The sequence below is a fragment of the Vibrio sp. H11 genome (assembly GCF_004804295.1).
Classification (GTDB): domain Bacteria; phylum Pseudomonadota; class Gammaproteobacteria; order Enterobacterales; family Vibrionaceae; genus Vibrio; species Vibrio ostreae.
This window is the reverse complement of sequence record NZ_SSHN01000003.1, coordinates 230195-244154: the sequence shown is the minus strand read 5'-3', so window position 1 is coordinate 244154 and position 13960 is coordinate 230195. Positions and strand designations below refer to the sequence as shown.

Annotated in this window: 16 protein-coding genes; 10 read left to right on the top strand and 6 right to left on the bottom strand. The window is 49.6% G+C overall.

What is annotated here, in order from left to right; translation table 11 throughout:
• The first annotated feature begins 112 nt into the window (after positions 1 to 112).
• The 3 genes from E6C74_RS06050 to E6C74_RS06040 all read left to right on the top strand — a co-directional run bounded on the left by E6C74_RS06050 (position 113) and on the right by E6C74_RS06040 (position 2209).
• Positions 113 to 1039, top strand: coding sequence for a sugar kinase (locus E6C74_RS06050; RefSeq protein WP_136483795.1), 927 nt, complete (start codon positions 113 to 115; stop codon positions 1037 to 1039).
• Between the two features lie 12 nt (positions 1040 to 1051).
• Entirely contained in the window at positions 1052 to 1675 is a 624-nt protein-coding gene (locus tag E6C74_RS06045; RefSeq protein ID WP_136483794.1) for a bifunctional 4-hydroxy-2-oxoglutarate aldolase/2-dehydro-3-deoxy-phosphogluconate aldolase, read from the top strand.
• Positions 1676 to 1888: 213 nt separating this feature from the next.
• Positions 1889 to 2209 carry a heavy metal-binding domain-containing protein gene (locus E6C74_RS06040; RefSeq protein WP_136483793.1) on the top strand — a complete coding sequence of 107 codons (321 nt, stop codon included), beginning with the start codon at positions 1889 to 1891 and terminating at the stop codon, positions 2207 to 2209.
• Between the two features lie 154 nt (positions 2210 to 2363).
• Here the strand turns inward: E6C74_RS06040 and E6C74_RS06035 are convergent, their stop codons facing one another.
• Entirely contained in the window at positions 2364 to 2588 is a 225-nt protein-coding gene (locus E6C74_RS06035; protein WP_240798133.1) for an alpha/beta hydrolase, read from the bottom strand.
• A 25-nt stretch (positions 2589 to 2613) separates the two neighbouring features.
• Positions 2614 to 2892, bottom strand: a complete 279-nt coding sequence (ppiC, locus tag E6C74_RS06030; RefSeq protein ID WP_136483792.1) for a peptidylprolyl isomerase PpiC — start codon at positions 2890 to 2892, stop codon at positions 2614 to 2616.
• A gap of 217 nt (positions 2893 to 3109) precedes the next feature.
• Here ppiC and E6C74_RS06025 point away from each other — a divergent pair, with 217 nt between their 5' ends.
• The gene (locus E6C74_RS06025) at positions 3110 to 4033 is read left to right on the top strand and encodes a chemotaxis protein (protein ID WP_136483791.1); all 924 of its coding nucleotides are present in this window, start codon (positions 3110 to 3112) and stop codon (positions 4031 to 4033) included.
• Here the strand turns inward: E6C74_RS06025 and E6C74_RS06020 are convergent, their stop codons facing one another.
• Positions 4034 to 4423 (bottom strand): MmcQ/YjbR family DNA-binding protein, encoded by a 390-nt coding sequence (locus E6C74_RS06020; protein WP_136483790.1) that lies wholly within the window; start codon positions 4421 to 4423, stop codon positions 4034 to 4036. It lies immediately after the preceding gene.
• Between the two features lie 5 nt (positions 4424 to 4428).
• Entirely contained in the window at positions 4429 to 4920 is a 492-nt protein-coding gene (locus E6C74_RS06015) for a MarR family transcriptional regulator (protein ID WP_136483789.1), read from the bottom strand.
• A gap of 115 nt (positions 4921 to 5035) precedes the next feature.
• Here E6C74_RS06015 and E6C74_RS06010 point away from each other — a divergent pair, with 115 nt between their 5' ends.
• Both E6C74_RS06010 and E6C74_RS06005 read left to right on the top strand, forming a co-directional pair.
• The gene (locus E6C74_RS06010) at positions 5036 to 5932 is read left to right on the top strand and encodes an EamA family transporter (protein ID WP_136483788.1); all 897 of its coding nucleotides are present in this window, start codon (positions 5036 to 5038) and stop codon (positions 5930 to 5932) included.
• A gap of 167 nt (positions 5933 to 6099) precedes the next feature.
• Positions 6100 to 7116 (top strand): GGDEF domain-containing protein, encoded by a 1017-nt coding sequence (locus E6C74_RS06005; RefSeq protein ID WP_136483787.1) that lies wholly within the window; start codon positions 6100 to 6102, stop codon positions 7114 to 7116.
• Positions 7117 to 7332: 216 nt separating this feature from the next.
• On the opposite strand, the gene E6C74_RS06000 is transcribed toward E6C74_RS06005, so the two are convergent.
• Positions 7333 to 7911, bottom strand: coding sequence for a hypothetical protein (locus E6C74_RS06000; RefSeq protein ID WP_136483786.1), 579 nt, complete (start codon positions 7909 to 7911; stop codon positions 7333 to 7335).
• 161 nt (positions 7912 to 8072) lie between these two features.
• On the opposite strand from E6C74_RS06000, the gene E6C74_RS05995 reads away from it, so the two are divergent.
• From E6C74_RS05995 to E6C74_RS05985, 3 genes are all read left to right on the top strand, one after another.
• A complete protein-coding gene (locus E6C74_RS05995) occupies positions 8073 to 9593 on the top strand; it encodes a DUF3612 domain-containing protein (RefSeq protein WP_136483785.1) in 1521 nt (506 codons plus the stop codon).
• A 538-nt stretch (positions 9594 to 10131) separates the two neighbouring features.
• Positions 10132 to 10740, top strand: a complete 609-nt coding sequence (locus E6C74_RS05990) for an alpha-ketoglutarate-dependent dioxygenase AlkB (RefSeq protein WP_136483784.1) — start codon at positions 10132 to 10134, stop codon at positions 10738 to 10740.
• Positions 10741 to 10925: 185 nt separating this feature from the next.
• A complete protein-coding gene (locus tag E6C74_RS05985) occupies positions 10926 to 12002 on the top strand; it encodes a DUF3541 domain-containing protein (RefSeq protein WP_240798146.1) in 1077 nt (358 codons plus the stop codon).
• A gap of 23 nt (positions 12003 to 12025) precedes the next feature.
• Here the strand turns inward: E6C74_RS05985 and E6C74_RS05980 are convergent, their stop codons facing one another.
• Positions 12026 to 12943: a DMT family transporter gene (locus E6C74_RS05980; protein WP_136483782.1), complete on the bottom strand. Its 918-nt coding sequence runs from the start codon at positions 12941 to 12943 to the stop codon at positions 12026 to 12028.
• 92 nt (positions 12944 to 13035) lie between these two features.
• Between E6C74_RS05980 and E6C74_RS05975 the strand changes: the two genes are divergently transcribed.
• Positions 13036 to 13932, top strand: a complete 897-nt coding sequence (locus E6C74_RS05975; protein ID WP_136483781.1) for a LysR substrate-binding domain-containing protein — start codon at positions 13036 to 13038, stop codon at positions 13930 to 13932.
• Positions 13933 to 13960 lie beyond the last annotated feature (28 nt).

Sequence of the window (13960 nt, the reverse complement as noted above, 5' to 3'; positions counted from 1 at the left end):
CTTCAATTTATTTAACGACACAACTCACAAAATAAATGAACCTACGTTTTATTTTTATTGTTACACGAAGTACAAATGGTCATAATAACGGCAGACAGATTAAGGAGTAGCTATGAAGGTCAATCGTGTTGCGATCATTGGTGAATGTATGGTCGAACTACAGAAATCTGCGGGCCAGCTCAGGCAGAGTTTTGGGGGCGATACCCTCAACACCGCCGTTTACTTATCACGCCTGACTCAGCAGCACGGCATTTCGACAGCCTACGCAACAGGTCTGGGCAAGGATTCGTTCAGCCAACAGATGTTGGCCAGTTGGCAGCAAGAAGGGATCAATACAGAGCTGGTGAACATCTCTGATACTAAACTGCCAGGCATGTACGCAATAGAAACCGCACCAGATGGCGAGCGCAGTTTTTATTACTGGCGGAATGATTCCGCGGCCAAATACTGGTTACGTGACTGCAACCCAGCCGAGCTGGCGCACTCACTTAGCCAGTTTCAGGTGATTTACCTAAGTGGCATCAGCCTGGCGATTCTGCCGCCTGACTGCCTGGAAAAGCTTGTCGATGTACTCAGCGAGTGTCGTAAGCAGGGCTGTACTATTGCTTTTGACAACAACTACCGTCCTGCTCTCTGGAACTCAGTGGCGGACGCACAGGCAGCGTATGCTCAAGTCCTGCGCCTGACCGACCTTGCCTTTCTCACCTTTGATGACGAAATCATGCTGTACGGCCCGCACACCGAAAGCGATGCCATTACCCGCACACAAGCTTTTGGAGTACAGGAAATAGTGATCAAACGCGGCGCACAAGAGTGCCTGGTACACGTCAACAACGAAACCATCGCTGTGCCGGCCAACCAGATCAGCAAGGTGATCGATACCACCGCTGCCGGTGACTCGTTCAGTGCCGGCTACCTCGCCAAGCGTCTGACCGGTGGTAATCCGTTTGAATCAGCTCAATCCGGCCATCTGCTGGCCGGCACTGTTATCCAGCACCGCGGTGCCATTATTCCCTGCGCTGCAATGCCAACACTTTAAAGGACATGAACTATGACAACGCTTAACCAACAACTGCGCGATATAAAAGTCGTGCCCGTAATTGCAATCAAAGACGCAAACAAAGCCGTTAAACTGGCGCAGGTACTGCTTGAAAATGGCCTGCCTTGCGCAGAAGTGACATTTCGTACCGAACAGGCGGCGCTGGCGATGAAAAACATGCGTGAAGCCTATCCAGAAATGCTGATCGGCGCAGGAACAGTACTGACCACAGCACAGGTTGATGCAGCGATTGAAGCCGGCGTTGATTTTGTCGTCAGCCCAGGCTTTAACCCGACCACGGTCAAATACTGTCAGCAGCGCGGCGTGACCATCATCCCTGGCGTCAACAACCCAAGCCTGGTGGAACAAGCGATGGAAATGGGCCTCGACACATTGAAGTTTTTCCCGGCAGAGCCGTCCGGCGGTGTCGCGATGCTCAAAGCACTGACTGCCGTGTACCCGGTCAGCTTCATGCCAACCGGCGGCGTAAGCCCGAGCAACGTGAAAAACTACCTCGCGGTCCCGGCAGTGCTGGCATGCGGCGGTACCTGGATGGTACCAAACGATTTGATCGACAATGAAAAGTGGGATGAACTGGCCGCACTGGTCAAAGAAGTTGCTTCCGTCATTGCGTGACCCTGAACATTTTTATCGGGATCATACCTTTGCGCTGAAGCGCACTTACGTTAGCTCTGAGGAACTTACGTTAGATCGGCGTCATATTAGCGGCTTCTGGCCTAAGACACGATTTGCCCGCCTCTCATGGCGGGCTTTTTTCATTCAATGCTATTACACCGCGGTTATGTTGCTCTACACTGTTGATATTCTCTGTAAAACAGGAACATAACTATGATCATCACCACCACTCCCCAAGTCGAAGGTAAACGTATCGTGCGCTATTGCGGTGTCATCGCCGGTGAAGCCATTATGGGCGCGAACATTTTTAAAGATATGTTTGCAGGCATTCGCGATATCGTCGGGGGCCGTTCAGCCACCTATGAGCACGAACTGCAAAAAGCGCGCACTATTGCGCTGCAAGAGCTGGAAGCCCGTGCTGCCGAACTAGGAGCCAACGCCGTGGTCGGTATCGACCTCGATTACGAAACATTTGGCAAAACCAACGGTATGCTGATGGTGTCTGTCAGCGGCACGGCCGTACTGGTGGAATAGTCGGAAACTTAGTGGCTTTCTTGCTGAATTAGATGAATCGATTCGCTAAGTTGCTTTGCGAAATTGATGAATTGAATCGAACGTTTACATAGATCAAAGCCGGGCCTGCAGGCAGACCCGGCTTTGATGATAAGTGTTGATAATAAGCTTGGAGCTACGACAGGTGAGACGGGAAGAAGCTGGTCATCTTATCCAACGCAATTACATCCAACTGATCGTACAAATCGGTATGGGTCTCCCCCGGAATGATCATCCGCTCTTTCGGTTCAACTGCCGCCTCGTACGCGGTTTCACTGCCGTAACGCGAATGAGCGACTTCTACAAGCACAAACAGTACCGGACGTGGTGAGATTTCAGCGATATAAGTCAGAATCGGCATATAATACTTATGCCAGCTAGGGCTATCATGTCCGATACAACACCTTAATCACGTGCCAGCCAAACTTGGTCTTGACCAGTTGCGGAGTGAGCACTTCGCCTTTAAAACACGCTTTATCAAACTGCGGCACCATTTGGCCCTGGCGAAATTCACCCAGATCACCGCCGCGTTTGCCCGAAGGGCACTGAGAATATTTCTTCGCCAGAGTCTGAAACTTGGCGCCTTTTTTCAGCTGCTGCATAATATCGTCAGCTTGTTCTTTGTGTTTTACCAGAATATGCAACGCTGCTGCCGTTCTTGCCATAACTTTTACCTCACCCGAAAAAGTTGCCTAGTCTAGCGGAACTCCGCACCCGATGCACTCGGCATTGTTTCATTTACATCGTGAAAACATTTTTCAAACAACTGTTCGATTGTTCTCGAACTGGCACTCCGTCTGCACTAAAAAAACCGCGTTACCGTTGCCGATGCGCTATTTTCAGTTAGTATAGAGTGAATAACGATTAATTAAGATACTAGTTATGGCTAAAACTCTCAGTAAGGCAAATCAGTCGCAGGGCATGCTGATGTTCACGCTGAATATGCAAAAACAGCTGTTCGCGATTGGAACATTAAAAGTACGCGAAATTATTCCTTTTATGCCGATGACTCAGATTCCCTACTCACATCACCATGTGGTTGGTACTGTTACCTTCCGCAACACCACCGTGCCGGTGATTGATATGGCAGCGGCGATCGGTTTTCGCCCGATCCACCCGGATGAATATGAAAAAAGCTATCTGATCGTCACTGACTGTCTGCGTACTGTCGTGGCATTTATGGTGCGCGGGATTGAAAAGATCATCGAATGTGACTGGCGCAGTATTGAGCCATCTCCGCCGTCAGCCGGGCGCAATGTTTTCGTGACAGGTATTACCCGCTACGAGCAGAAAATCGTTCAGATGCTGGATGTCGAACTGCTGCTGTCTAAAATTTACCCGCAGTATGAATCCACTAAAGTGCCGATGCTGACCGATGTGGAACGTGAGCGACTCAAAGCCCTCAATATCATGCTGGTGGATGACTCATCTATCGCACGTAAACAGCTGGCGGATGCGCTGGATCGTATCAATATCCCTTACCAGATCTGTAAAAACGGTCTCGAAGCGATTGATATGATGCGCAGACTGGCTGCAGACCATCAGGCGATTGATATCCTGGTCAGCGACATTGAAATGCCGGGACTGGATGGCTACGAGTTGGCATTTGAGGTACAAAACGACGCTCACCTCAGCCATGCCTACTGCATCTTGCACACCTCACTGTCGAGTGAAATCTGTGTCGATCGTGCCCATCAGGTCGGCGCACATGAAGCATTAGAGAAATTTAACGCCACCGAACTGATTGAAGCTATGCTGCGCGGTGCCAAAAAACTGAGCCAGCCCGCGCTCTCTTCCAGCCACTGATCACGCCTTGCCTTGCGGCCACAAACGCTGCAAGGCTTCGCGCTCCCCTTTCCTTAGTTTATTCACAACCAACTGGTAAGAACGCAGACACAGATCTTCGATCATTCCCGGCTCCACATCTCCCTGCAGCGCGACTGAAATCCAGTGACGCTTGTTCATATGGTAGCCCGGCCGAATCGCATTAAACTGGCTGGTGAGAATTTCACCGTCTTGAGGAGTGCATTTCAGGTTCACAAACCACTCCGAGGCCGATTCAAAAAACAGCACAAACATTTTGCCGCGAATTTTATACACCAGAGGCTCAGGACCAAAGGGATAGTCCGCCTGTACCTGCGGCAAGCTTTCGATAAATTCAATCAGCGTCTGCCTGGGTGTGTTTGTCAGCGCCATACGACTTACTCCTGCGCTTCGAAATCACTCAACCACTGTTTGAGTAACAGTGTCAGCGCCTGCTGCTGCTGCGGGCTCAACGACTGGGTTAACTGCTGTTGAATGTTGACATGTTCCTGCACCAAAGTATTAATTAATAACAATCCCTGCTCACTGAGTTTGACTTCAATACTGCGTCGATCCGCCGTGCTGTGTACGCGGGTGATCAGGCCTTTCTGATCCAGTTTATCCAGCCGGTTGGTCATCGCGCCTGAGGTAAGCATCATAGAAGAAAGCAGCTCTGACGGTGTCAACTGATAAGGGGCTCCGGATCGCAGCAACGTGGCGAGCACGTCAAATTCGCCCATTTTCAGACCATGCTGCTTGTGCAACTCACCCACCGCTGCTTCAAGGTGCTTAATCAAACGCATCATGCGTCCCATGATACCCATAGGTAAAGTGTCTAACTGTGGCCGCTCTGCCTGCCACTGTGCAAGTACGCGATCAATCGCATCCATCGGGTTGTATTCTCCTTTATCGGCTTCGATAATTTACTTTAACATAAAGATACTTTACAAGAAGCATTCTGTGCGATAAATTTCACTTAAATATCTCAACATAAAGATACTTGATATGAACATTTTATTTGCCATGATTCCTGCCTTCCTGTGGGGAACCACCTACGCTGTCACTAAATCTACCTTGGCCGACTGGCCACCTTTGGCACTAGGAGCGTTGCGCGCACTGCCTGCCGGTCTGCTGCTGCTTGCTCTAAAACCAAGCTGGCCTGATAAGACAAGCTGGAAAACGCTGAGTATGGTTGGTCTGGTCAATATTGCCGCATTCTTCAGCCTGATCTTTGTCATGGCTTTAACGCTGCCATCAGCCATTTCGGGGGTCGGTATGGTGTCTGTCCCTGTCTTTGCCATGGGCTACCATTGGCTGGTCCGGCGTCAACGACCATCGCTGATTCAGTTGATGTGCGGTCTAGGCCTGGTGCTGCTCGCCTGGATGCTGTTTGATCCTAAAACCCTTAGCCTCAACCCGTTTGGTCTGATGGCCATGCTGGCAGCAATCATGTGTATCATTTTTGGTTCAACCCTGACCAAGGTACTGGGTGGACGCATTCACTGGTGGTCAGTGCTGACCTGGCAACTGATCATTGGCGGCCTGGCGCTGAGCGCGGCTGCACTGGTACACGCTTTGATTGAACCTCATACCTATCTGGAGGCGCTACATCATTTTTCTGCCCGTAACGCCATCGGCATCCTATGGATAGTGCTGGCCAATACTGTTATCGGTTATGGTTTGTATGTGTGGCTACTGCAACGTATGTCGGTGGTCGATTTTACCTTTGGCGGTATCGCCAATCCGGTGGCCGGTATTGTGTGCGGGGGCTTGTTACTGAGTGAATTTTACCAACCGCAGCAATATGCCTTGATGGCCGGGATGATCGTCATGTCATTATTACCTCAGGTGATCGCGCTGCTGCGTCAGCGCCGCCCGTTAAAACTGGCTGCTCACTCATGAGCGGCCTAATTTAATTAGGTTTTGATCTGTATAGAAAAAAGGACTTAGCTAAAGCCTAGTCTGACTCATGGAACCTTACATATCATGCGTTTTTTAAAGCATTGCTGACCAAACTCAGCTATTATTTGCTAATCAAATGGTTATCGCCTAGTGACTTCCGATACATAATGACTGACGACGATTTCAAAAAATCCACGGCCAACCTCAAACAAGCCGTTCCACTGATGATCAAAAACCATGTTGCCGCGACGCCTGCCAACTACGCGCTCTGGTACACCTATGTTGATAACAGTATGCCTCAGTTGAACGAGGAGATGGACGCCATTCTGGCCAACTTCGATCTGTTCCCGCCAGCCACTGGTGAGCATCTCTACAAGACGCACATAGCGACCAGAGCCGAAACCAGCGTCAGTGAACTGCGCAACAATATCGAATTGCTGGCCAATGAAATCTGCTGCTCCATGTCAGACACCATGACGGACACCAGTGCATTTGAGGCCGCTATCGATAAGAGTCTGAATGACCTTGAACGGGTTGAGCATGAAGAGCTTTCCATCGAGGAAGTGATGATGATGATCCGTCAGTTTGTCAGTGAATCACACGATATCCGGCACTCGACCCGTTTCCTCAACAACCAGTTACAGAGTGCCAGTCAGGAAATATCACGCCTGAAAGCGCAGCTGGCGACGGTACAGCGCGATGCCCTGTTTGACAGCCTGTCTGGCCTGTATAACCGCCGAGCCTTTAATGATGATCTGGCCGCCCTAATGCATGGCCACCAGCCAATGAGCATTATTTTGCTCGACATCGATCATTTTAAAAGATTTAACGACGAATTTGGCCACCTGTTCGGCGACAATATCATACGCAGCCTGGGTAAACGTCTGCAGGCGAGTTGTCGGGAAGGTATCACTGCTTATCGTTTTGGCGGCGAAGAGTTTGCACTAATCCTGCCGAATAAATCATTACGCAGCGCACGCCAGTTCGCCGACACGTTGCGCCGCTCAATTGAAAAACTCAAGGTACGCGATCGCCGCAATAATAACCAGGTTGGCAACATTACCGCCTCGTTCGGAGTTTCGCAGCGTGATGACCTTGATAGCGCGCAGTCACTGCTCGATCGGGCCGACCAAATGCTGTACGACGCCAAGCACTTGGGACGTAACCGGGTGATGCCGATTTAAACAGGCACGTCAAGCAGCACACAACAGCTTTGCGAAACGCTGAGACAATAAAAATCCACCGATTTAACCCGGTGGATTTTTTATTACTGAAGGCCTTACCCAAAGTAAACGCTTTGGCGATGAATCAAGTTACCTAATATCACTGTGCTATGTATCACTCTGATATAAGGCTCTGATTGATATCACTGCGCGGCTTTTCACCGCAACGTTTTGCTATCACAGATTAAAGCAGTAGCTCAGGCAGTAGTCTTCTCCGCTTTTGGACGTGTATTCTTTATCCTCACTGCACGCCTGTGGTCTGCCACGCTGGTCTCCCTTAATAAGGCTTATCCAGTGACGCATCGCAGCGGTCGGTTCCGTCTCATCACACATCTGACAGAAGGTGGTACAGGTCTCAAGCTGGATATCGTCAATCTCTACCAACTCAACGCAGCCGGTGCCTTTCATGCAGCCCAGCAGCACTTCAACATGGCAGCCACTGCCATCACGCAGCAGGATTGAGCACGGATTGTCTTTTCCGCCAGTGTACGCCACAAAGTGTTTCGGATATTTCAGTCCACTGTGAGTACCGTCTTTGAAATAGGCCAGTACGTGACTGTAATCAATCATGTAGCTGGTCACATCTTGGTGTGAGCCATTTTCCAGCGGAAACAGGCGATCGAGCAGCTGTTTGGCTTTGGCTTGTTTTTCACACTGCTTATCAGCGCTGATCGTCTCGACGGCGAAGACAGCTTCAGCGATAAATGGTTTCGGTTGTTGTTGGATTTCTGTTTTATCGAATGTCAGCATATTCATCGTCTTTCCCTCATGGATAACCAAAAATGTTTCGTCCTGTGCATTCACATTAAGCTGGTTAAGTATTTTTGTTTTCCAGTTTGTGACTTGCTTATTTTGTAGATTAGCGGATTTTTTACTACAATTTCACAACAAAAATTTTACAATGTGAATTTTACAAAATGGCCGTGTCAAAAAGCTTAGTCAGACAGTCTCATTTTCTCGGGACTAAAGTCAGAAACCTGAGAAAACGCAATCACTTAACAATGGAGGATCTCTCCGCACGCTGTATTCGGGTTAATCCGGAGTACGCGCCATCCGTCTCCTACCTGTCGATGATTGAACGGGGCAAACGGGTACCAAGTGTGGAAATGCTCGAGGTGATCGCCAATGTATTTCAAAAAGATCCGGCCTGGTTTCTCGATGACGAGCCGGAGCAGGCCGATATCACCCCGGACAAAGGTAACCGGGGCGGGATCAGCGGCATGGCTCTGGAGCCAAGCTTCTTGTTTTCGAACGACATTTTGCAGATCGCCATACCGGAAATGCTGTCACAAACCGGTATTACCGGTCGCCAGTTTGCTCATCTGCTGATCCGAGCCCACCAGGAAAGCCTGCAGAACCATTTTCCCGATTTGGAACGTGCTGCTGAAGAGGTCGGTCTTAAACGTCTGAACCTGGCGGTGGAAGATCTGTTCGATATCGCCAAAAGCCTGGGACTGAATATTCGCTGGGTACAGCGTACACCTCGTGACGTGGTGGACGAGCTTGGAGTGAGTGCCAAACAGCTTATCACCTCATTTTTTGAACCTCCCGGCACCATTTATCTCAATGAAATCCTGCGCCAGCATCCGACACGGCTTAAATATGATCTGGCGGTCTACATTGGTCACAATGTCCTGCACAGCAAAGACGGCCTGAAAAGCGTACTCACTGTCGGTCATACGCAGGGCTGGGAAGAGCAAGACAGCCAGCCCACTTCAGAGCTTAACTCGCAGGATATTCTGCAGGCGTGGCGAGACTTTGAATCGAGCTTTTTTGCCGGTGCCCTGCTGTGTCCTAAAGTTCCCTTCCGCCAACTACTCGACCGCAATGGCTATGAAATTGATGTGCACCTCAAAGCCGGTGTATCACCGTCGGTCGCGATGCGCCGTATGACGGTCGTTTCACCCTACCCGTACTGGCACTATTTCGATGCTTACGGAGCAGGAAAGCTCAAAGCGGTTTATCGTGGCAATGGTATCCCTCTGCCCTGGGGCAATATGCGTAAAGTTAACGACCCCTGTCAGCACTGGGCGGTTTTCCGTCGCCTCTCTGAGCCTCAACCGGACAGCTCCGCACAGATCTCTATTCTCAACGTCGGGGACGAACCGCGTATTTACTGCTGTGAATCGATCAACATGACCGATCCTGCCGGCAATAACCGGGTGTTGTGCGCAGGTATCGATCTTAACCCGGCCATTGCAGCGCAAGGTGGAGATGCACTGGCCATCGCAGAAGAGCTGAAAGCGTCTTGCGTCAGTCACGGCGGGAGTACTGTGATTCCGGGCGCAATTAAGAAAGATTTACTCACTATCGCAAAAATTCTTAATATTAACTGGATTGAACGTGGGATTGAAAATGAAGCCCGCTTGATTTGCTCACGTGGTGCAGTCTGTCCACGTCAACCAAGCTGCTATGCAAAATGCGATGGAGAAGAGTAAAAGTCACACAACATCCGGCCAACTAAGATATTAATGTAAAAAGTTAATTGCCGGAAAAAGAGCAAAAAAAAAGCCAATCGCAATAAAGGCGGTTGGCTATATATAGATGTGAACAAGATGGTTCACTAACAACGTCAGTTGGCTAGGTGACCCTCGGCTTAAAAGGGTCACTGTATATAAAGCACATAGCGTGCCAACTTATAAAATGCTTTAAATACGGGGTTACCGGTGAAAAATAGAACGATTTCATTACAACTGATGTCATAATACAATTGCGATTTGCAATTACTTGCATTTTGCAACGACAATAAGCAATCTAACACTAAGCATGCTAACTCATAAAGCCGCTCGGTAACCTAACGTAACAAGCAGCGCACGGACACCCATTCGTTTACCTGAGGTCAGAGTCATCGCGCTTATCTCCTGTTACTGTGAACGAGCCGCCCCGTTATAGTGGGCGTTATGAGACTACAACAATTAGAATAAACAAATCAGTCGTTAAATCCACACTTAAATTGTTATTTTGGTTGTATAAATTATGGAAAAAGAGACATCAGGATTATTTGATAACAGCCCACAATGGATCGATATTGCAGATGGACGTTTGCTGTGGGTAGAACATTTTCTGCCTCAAGCAGAGGCGGACGAGATTCAGTCCGTGCTGACGCGTGAACTCGCTTGGCAGCAGGAGTCGATCACTCTGTTTGGTAAGAGGGTTATTCAGCCACGCCTGCAAGCCTGGTATGGTGACCACAGTTATACATATTCCGGACTGACTATGGCGCCCACCCCCTGGACTCCAACCCTGAATACGCTGCGCCAACAGTGTGAACTGGCCGCACATTCATCATTTAATTCAGTGCTGGCCAACTTGTATCGCGACGGACAAGACTCTATGGGCTGGCATCAGGACAACGAACCGGAACTGGGCCATCAGCCTGTGATTGCCTCGTTGTCATTCGGTGAAACCCGTCGTTTTGTGTTAAAACATCTGCACAGCAAAGAGAAATTTGAGCTGCTACTGGGGCACGGCTCACTGCTGGTGATGGCAGGCCCTACCCAGCACTACTGGCAGCATTGTGTACCAAAAACCGCAAAGCCCAGAGAGCCGCGTATCAATCTGACTTTTCGGTATATTTACCCTTAGAAGATTTAATATTGCTGTGTTTTTACACAAGCCTGACGTCAGTTTCACTTCACATTAGGACTATCTTCTATGCTTAGTTGTTATGAATGGTCATTTTCAGGCTTACTATGTTGCTACCTCGCTCCTACCTAATCAGCTTACTTTCTGCAGCACTGCTGATGCCTCAACCGGCACTTGCCGCGTCAATGGCTCAGGCAGACAGCGCCAAAGAGAATAATAGCGCATCGGTTGACAATTATGCCTACACCGCCGATCTGATTCGAAATACCTTTGAAAGTCAGTTGTACACACTGCCCGCTTTTAAAGAAGGCCACTATGGTCTGAGAATGTATCGCCAGACGCTGGATGACAAATACGCTGCTGCGGTGTGGAGTGATATGGCCAGAGTAGCCAGTCAGCTCAACTATTTTGCGGCTGAAGTGAATTCGCCCGAGCAAATTTATCTCTATTCGCAACAAAAGCTTGCCAACTACGGCAAAGACCCCTCGATTCGTTCCAAATTGCGTTACACCGTATCGAAACATACCCCGGAATATCTCTACCTTGGTCTTGATCTACTCGGCAGTATGGCGAGGGCCAATGAATATGGCCTCAAACACCGCTCCGATAAGCTATTTAGGAACATCATCCGTCGCTACGACTTCAGCAACTATGCCACGAATCCGGAAATGATCCGTGCCTGGGCAGCACAGTTGGCCAATCAGGTTTACTGGCTACGCCAATTGGGTGAGCAAGATGTGGTCGATAAGTTTATCCAGGCGTTTCGCGCAACCTATCCAGATAATGAGGATGATGACCTGTCACCACAGCAATTTGAAAATAAATTGTATGGCATGACACACATTATTTTCGCCGCTTCGGAATACTATCAACACCTGGTCAGTGAACAGCAATATCAGTGGATATACGATTATCTGCGCGCCAATATCGACACCATATTGCAGCATGCCAAAGAAGATGTGATTGCCGAAGTAGGCATCAGTTTCTTATTAGCAGGACTGGACGATGATCCCGTGGTCGACAAGACCCGCCAGGCCATCGTTCAGGCAATGAATAAAGAAGCGGGCATGGTGCCTTCCGTCAGAGGAGGCACCAACCTTGCCCGGGGCGAACATCGTAATGTGCTGGCGATTATGCTGCTCGACTGGCAGGGCGTACATGAAGCGCCAACGTTCGCCCATCAGCCGGACATTTTTGCCGACTTGCCGTTCGGACTGGAACCGGCCAAAGTCGCTCCAAGCCCCACTCCGGCCATCCAATAAAAGCGCCCCAGACAAGTAACAACTTAAGCGGAATGCAGTTTGTGGGCGGTGGCCGCTTTCCACAACATTGGTAAGACATTAGTCATCATGGTCGCGACAACAATCAGCAGCAGTCCGAGATTCTGAACCGGGCTATATTGCACATCGAAAAACACCACCTGCAGCACCGCAGAGAACAGCAGATTGGTAAAAATCAGCGGTGCCAACTGAGATCCGGACTCAGCCAGCCGATACGCCTTAGAACGAAAGATCTGCGTATTAATCACCAGCAGGGAAACCGCGAGCAACGAACCGACAATGACCAATAATTGCGGGTTCAAGGTCAATTGGCCTGCGGCTTGCCAGGGCACGAAGACGAGCATCGGCAGCAAAACAATCGATGCGATACCCAGACTCCACAGATTGATATCAACCGAACGCATGTTACTTTTCGATACCCGATACAGACACAGCTGAGAAGCCGCGTTAAGCACGCCAGCCAACAGGCCTGACATCAGCTCCGGACGCCATTCGACATGTCCGACACTGCCGGACAACATCACCACACCAGTAAAAGTACTGACTAACCCAGCCAGCGTCGTCAAGGGCATGCGAACACCAAAAAAGAGCTTTTCTAACAACGGAATGAACAGCGGCCCGGTACTGAACAACACCACACTTTCAACCAGCGTCAAATGTTGCAACGAATAGATGAAACAGAGCTGACACGCCGCCAGGCACAATGCACGCATCGCCAGCGGCTTGTACATACTGCGCGTTGGCAAACGCAATTGAGTCAACGCGAGAAACACCAGTAAAATCAGTGATGGGATGGCAAAACGCAGCACACTCAGCAGACTGAGTGGTAATACAGTAGTCAGGTACTTGGTCAGTAAACCTGTGATGGACAGGCTGGCGGTCGACGACAGCATAAACACCACAGGTAATAATTTGTTGGGCATGGAATTCTCCTTCATCTGGCGCTTATATTACGTCAGTGACAGCGGAAAAAATAACGAGTAATATTGACCAAACTTGTTAGAAAAACTTACACATGCGAAAACTACTGCCTCTTAAATCCCTGTACTCATTCATCGCTGTGGCAGAAACCGGCAGCATGACTGAAGCGGCACAGGTACTCAATGTCAGCCACTCAGCAGTAAGCCAGGCGATTAAGTCACTGGAAAGCCAGCTTAATCAGCCGCTGTTTAACCGGGTCGGACGCAGTGTGATCCTCAATAGTGCCGGTAAAAAATATTACCGCCAGATAGCCCCCGCGCTGGAACAGATTGTCGATGCAACCGAGTCCATGCTGGTAAGTAATACCCCGAACCGCCTCACTCTCAACATGATTAACTCTCTGGCGCTGCATTGGTGGATCCCGCGCGTACCCAAATTCCAGCAGTTTGCGCCGGAAATTGATATTCGTATCTCGACCCTGACCGGTGCATTTTCACTCGAAGCTGAAGGTGTGGATGTGGCGTTGATCCACGGTATCAAAGAGGAATGGCAAGACTATTATTGTGAAAAGCTGGCGGATGATGAGCTCAGCCTGGTCGCACATCCGGAGTTAATTCAGGCACTGACCGACACCTGCACAGAGTCGGTCATTCAACATTACCCGGCCATTTTTGCCGCCAACACCCGGCGTCAGGACGACTGGAAAATATGGTGTAATGCCAATCAGGTTTGTCTGCCCAAACAGCATAAAAACCTGACGTTTACCACCTCGGCCCAGGCTGTACAGGCGACGATACGCAAACTGGGCGTTTTTGTTACCCACCGCCAGTTTGTGCGCGAAGAGATCGACCATGGTTTGCTGACCGAAATCGGCCAGGTCACTGTACATCCGAAGCAGGGGTTTTATTTTGCCTGCCAGAAAGACAAACTCACTCTTGAAAGCGTCATGTTGCTGCGTACCTGGCTGACACAGGAATTTTCATCGGCGTAATATGATTTGATTAAACTGCAGCAGAATG

Excerpts from the sequence above, each read along its gene's own strand:
- E6C74_RS06050 (WP_136483795.1), top strand. The coding sequence starts at position 113 with ATGAAGGTCAATCGTGTTGCGATCATTGGTGAATGTATGGTCGAACTA.
- E6C74_RS06045 (WP_136483794.1), top strand. The coding sequence starts at position 1,052 with ATGACAACGCTTAACCAACAACTGCGCGATATAAAAGTCGTGCCCGTA.
- E6C74_RS06040 (WP_136483793.1), top strand. The coding sequence starts at position 1,889 with ATGATCATCACCACCACTCCCCAAGTCGAAGGTAAACGTATCGTGCGC.
- E6C74_RS06035 (WP_240798133.1), bottom strand. The coding sequence starts at position 2,588 with ATGCCGATTCTGACTTATATCGCTGAAATCTCACCACGTCCGGTACTG.
- ppiC (WP_136483792.1), bottom strand. The coding sequence starts at position 2,892 with ATGGCAAGAACGGCAGCAGCGTTGCATATTCTGGTAAAACACAAAGAA.
- E6C74_RS06025 (WP_136483791.1), top strand. The coding sequence starts at position 3,110 with ATGGCTAAAACTCTCAGTAAGGCAAATCAGTCGCAGGGCATGCTGATG.
- E6C74_RS06020 (WP_136483790.1), bottom strand. The coding sequence starts at position 4,423 with ATGGCGCTGACAAACACACCCAGGCAGACGCTGATTGAATTTATCGAA.
- E6C74_RS06015 (WP_136483789.1), bottom strand. The coding sequence starts at position 4,920 with ATGGATGCGATTGATCGCGTACTTGCACAGTGGCAGGCAGAGCGGCCA.
- E6C74_RS06010 (WP_136483788.1), top strand. The coding sequence starts at position 5,036 with ATGAACATTTTATTTGCCATGATTCCTGCCTTCCTGTGGGGAACCACC.
- E6C74_RS06005 (WP_136483787.1), top strand. The coding sequence starts at position 6,100 with ATGACTGACGACGATTTCAAAAAATCCACGGCCAACCTCAAACAAGCC.
- E6C74_RS06000 (WP_136483786.1), bottom strand. The coding sequence starts at position 7,911 with ATGAATATGCTGACATTCGATAAAACAGAAATCCAACAACAACCGAAA.
- E6C74_RS05995 (WP_136483785.1), top strand. The coding sequence starts at position 8,073 with ATGGCCGTGTCAAAAAGCTTAGTCAGACAGTCTCATTTTCTCGGGACT.
- E6C74_RS05990 (WP_136483784.1), top strand. The coding sequence starts at position 10,132 with ATGGAAAAAGAGACATCAGGATTATTTGATAACAGCCCACAATGGATC.
- E6C74_RS05985 (WP_240798146.1), top strand. The coding sequence starts at position 10,926 with ATGGCTCAGGCAGACAGCGCCAAAGAGAATAATAGCGCATCGGTTGAC.
- E6C74_RS05980 (WP_136483782.1), bottom strand. The coding sequence starts at position 12,943 with ATGCCCAACAAATTATTACCTGTGGTGTTTATGCTGTCGTCGACCGCC.
- E6C74_RS05975 (WP_136483781.1), top strand. The coding sequence starts at position 13,036 with ATGCGAAAACTACTGCCTCTTAAATCCCTGTACTCATTCATCGCTGTG.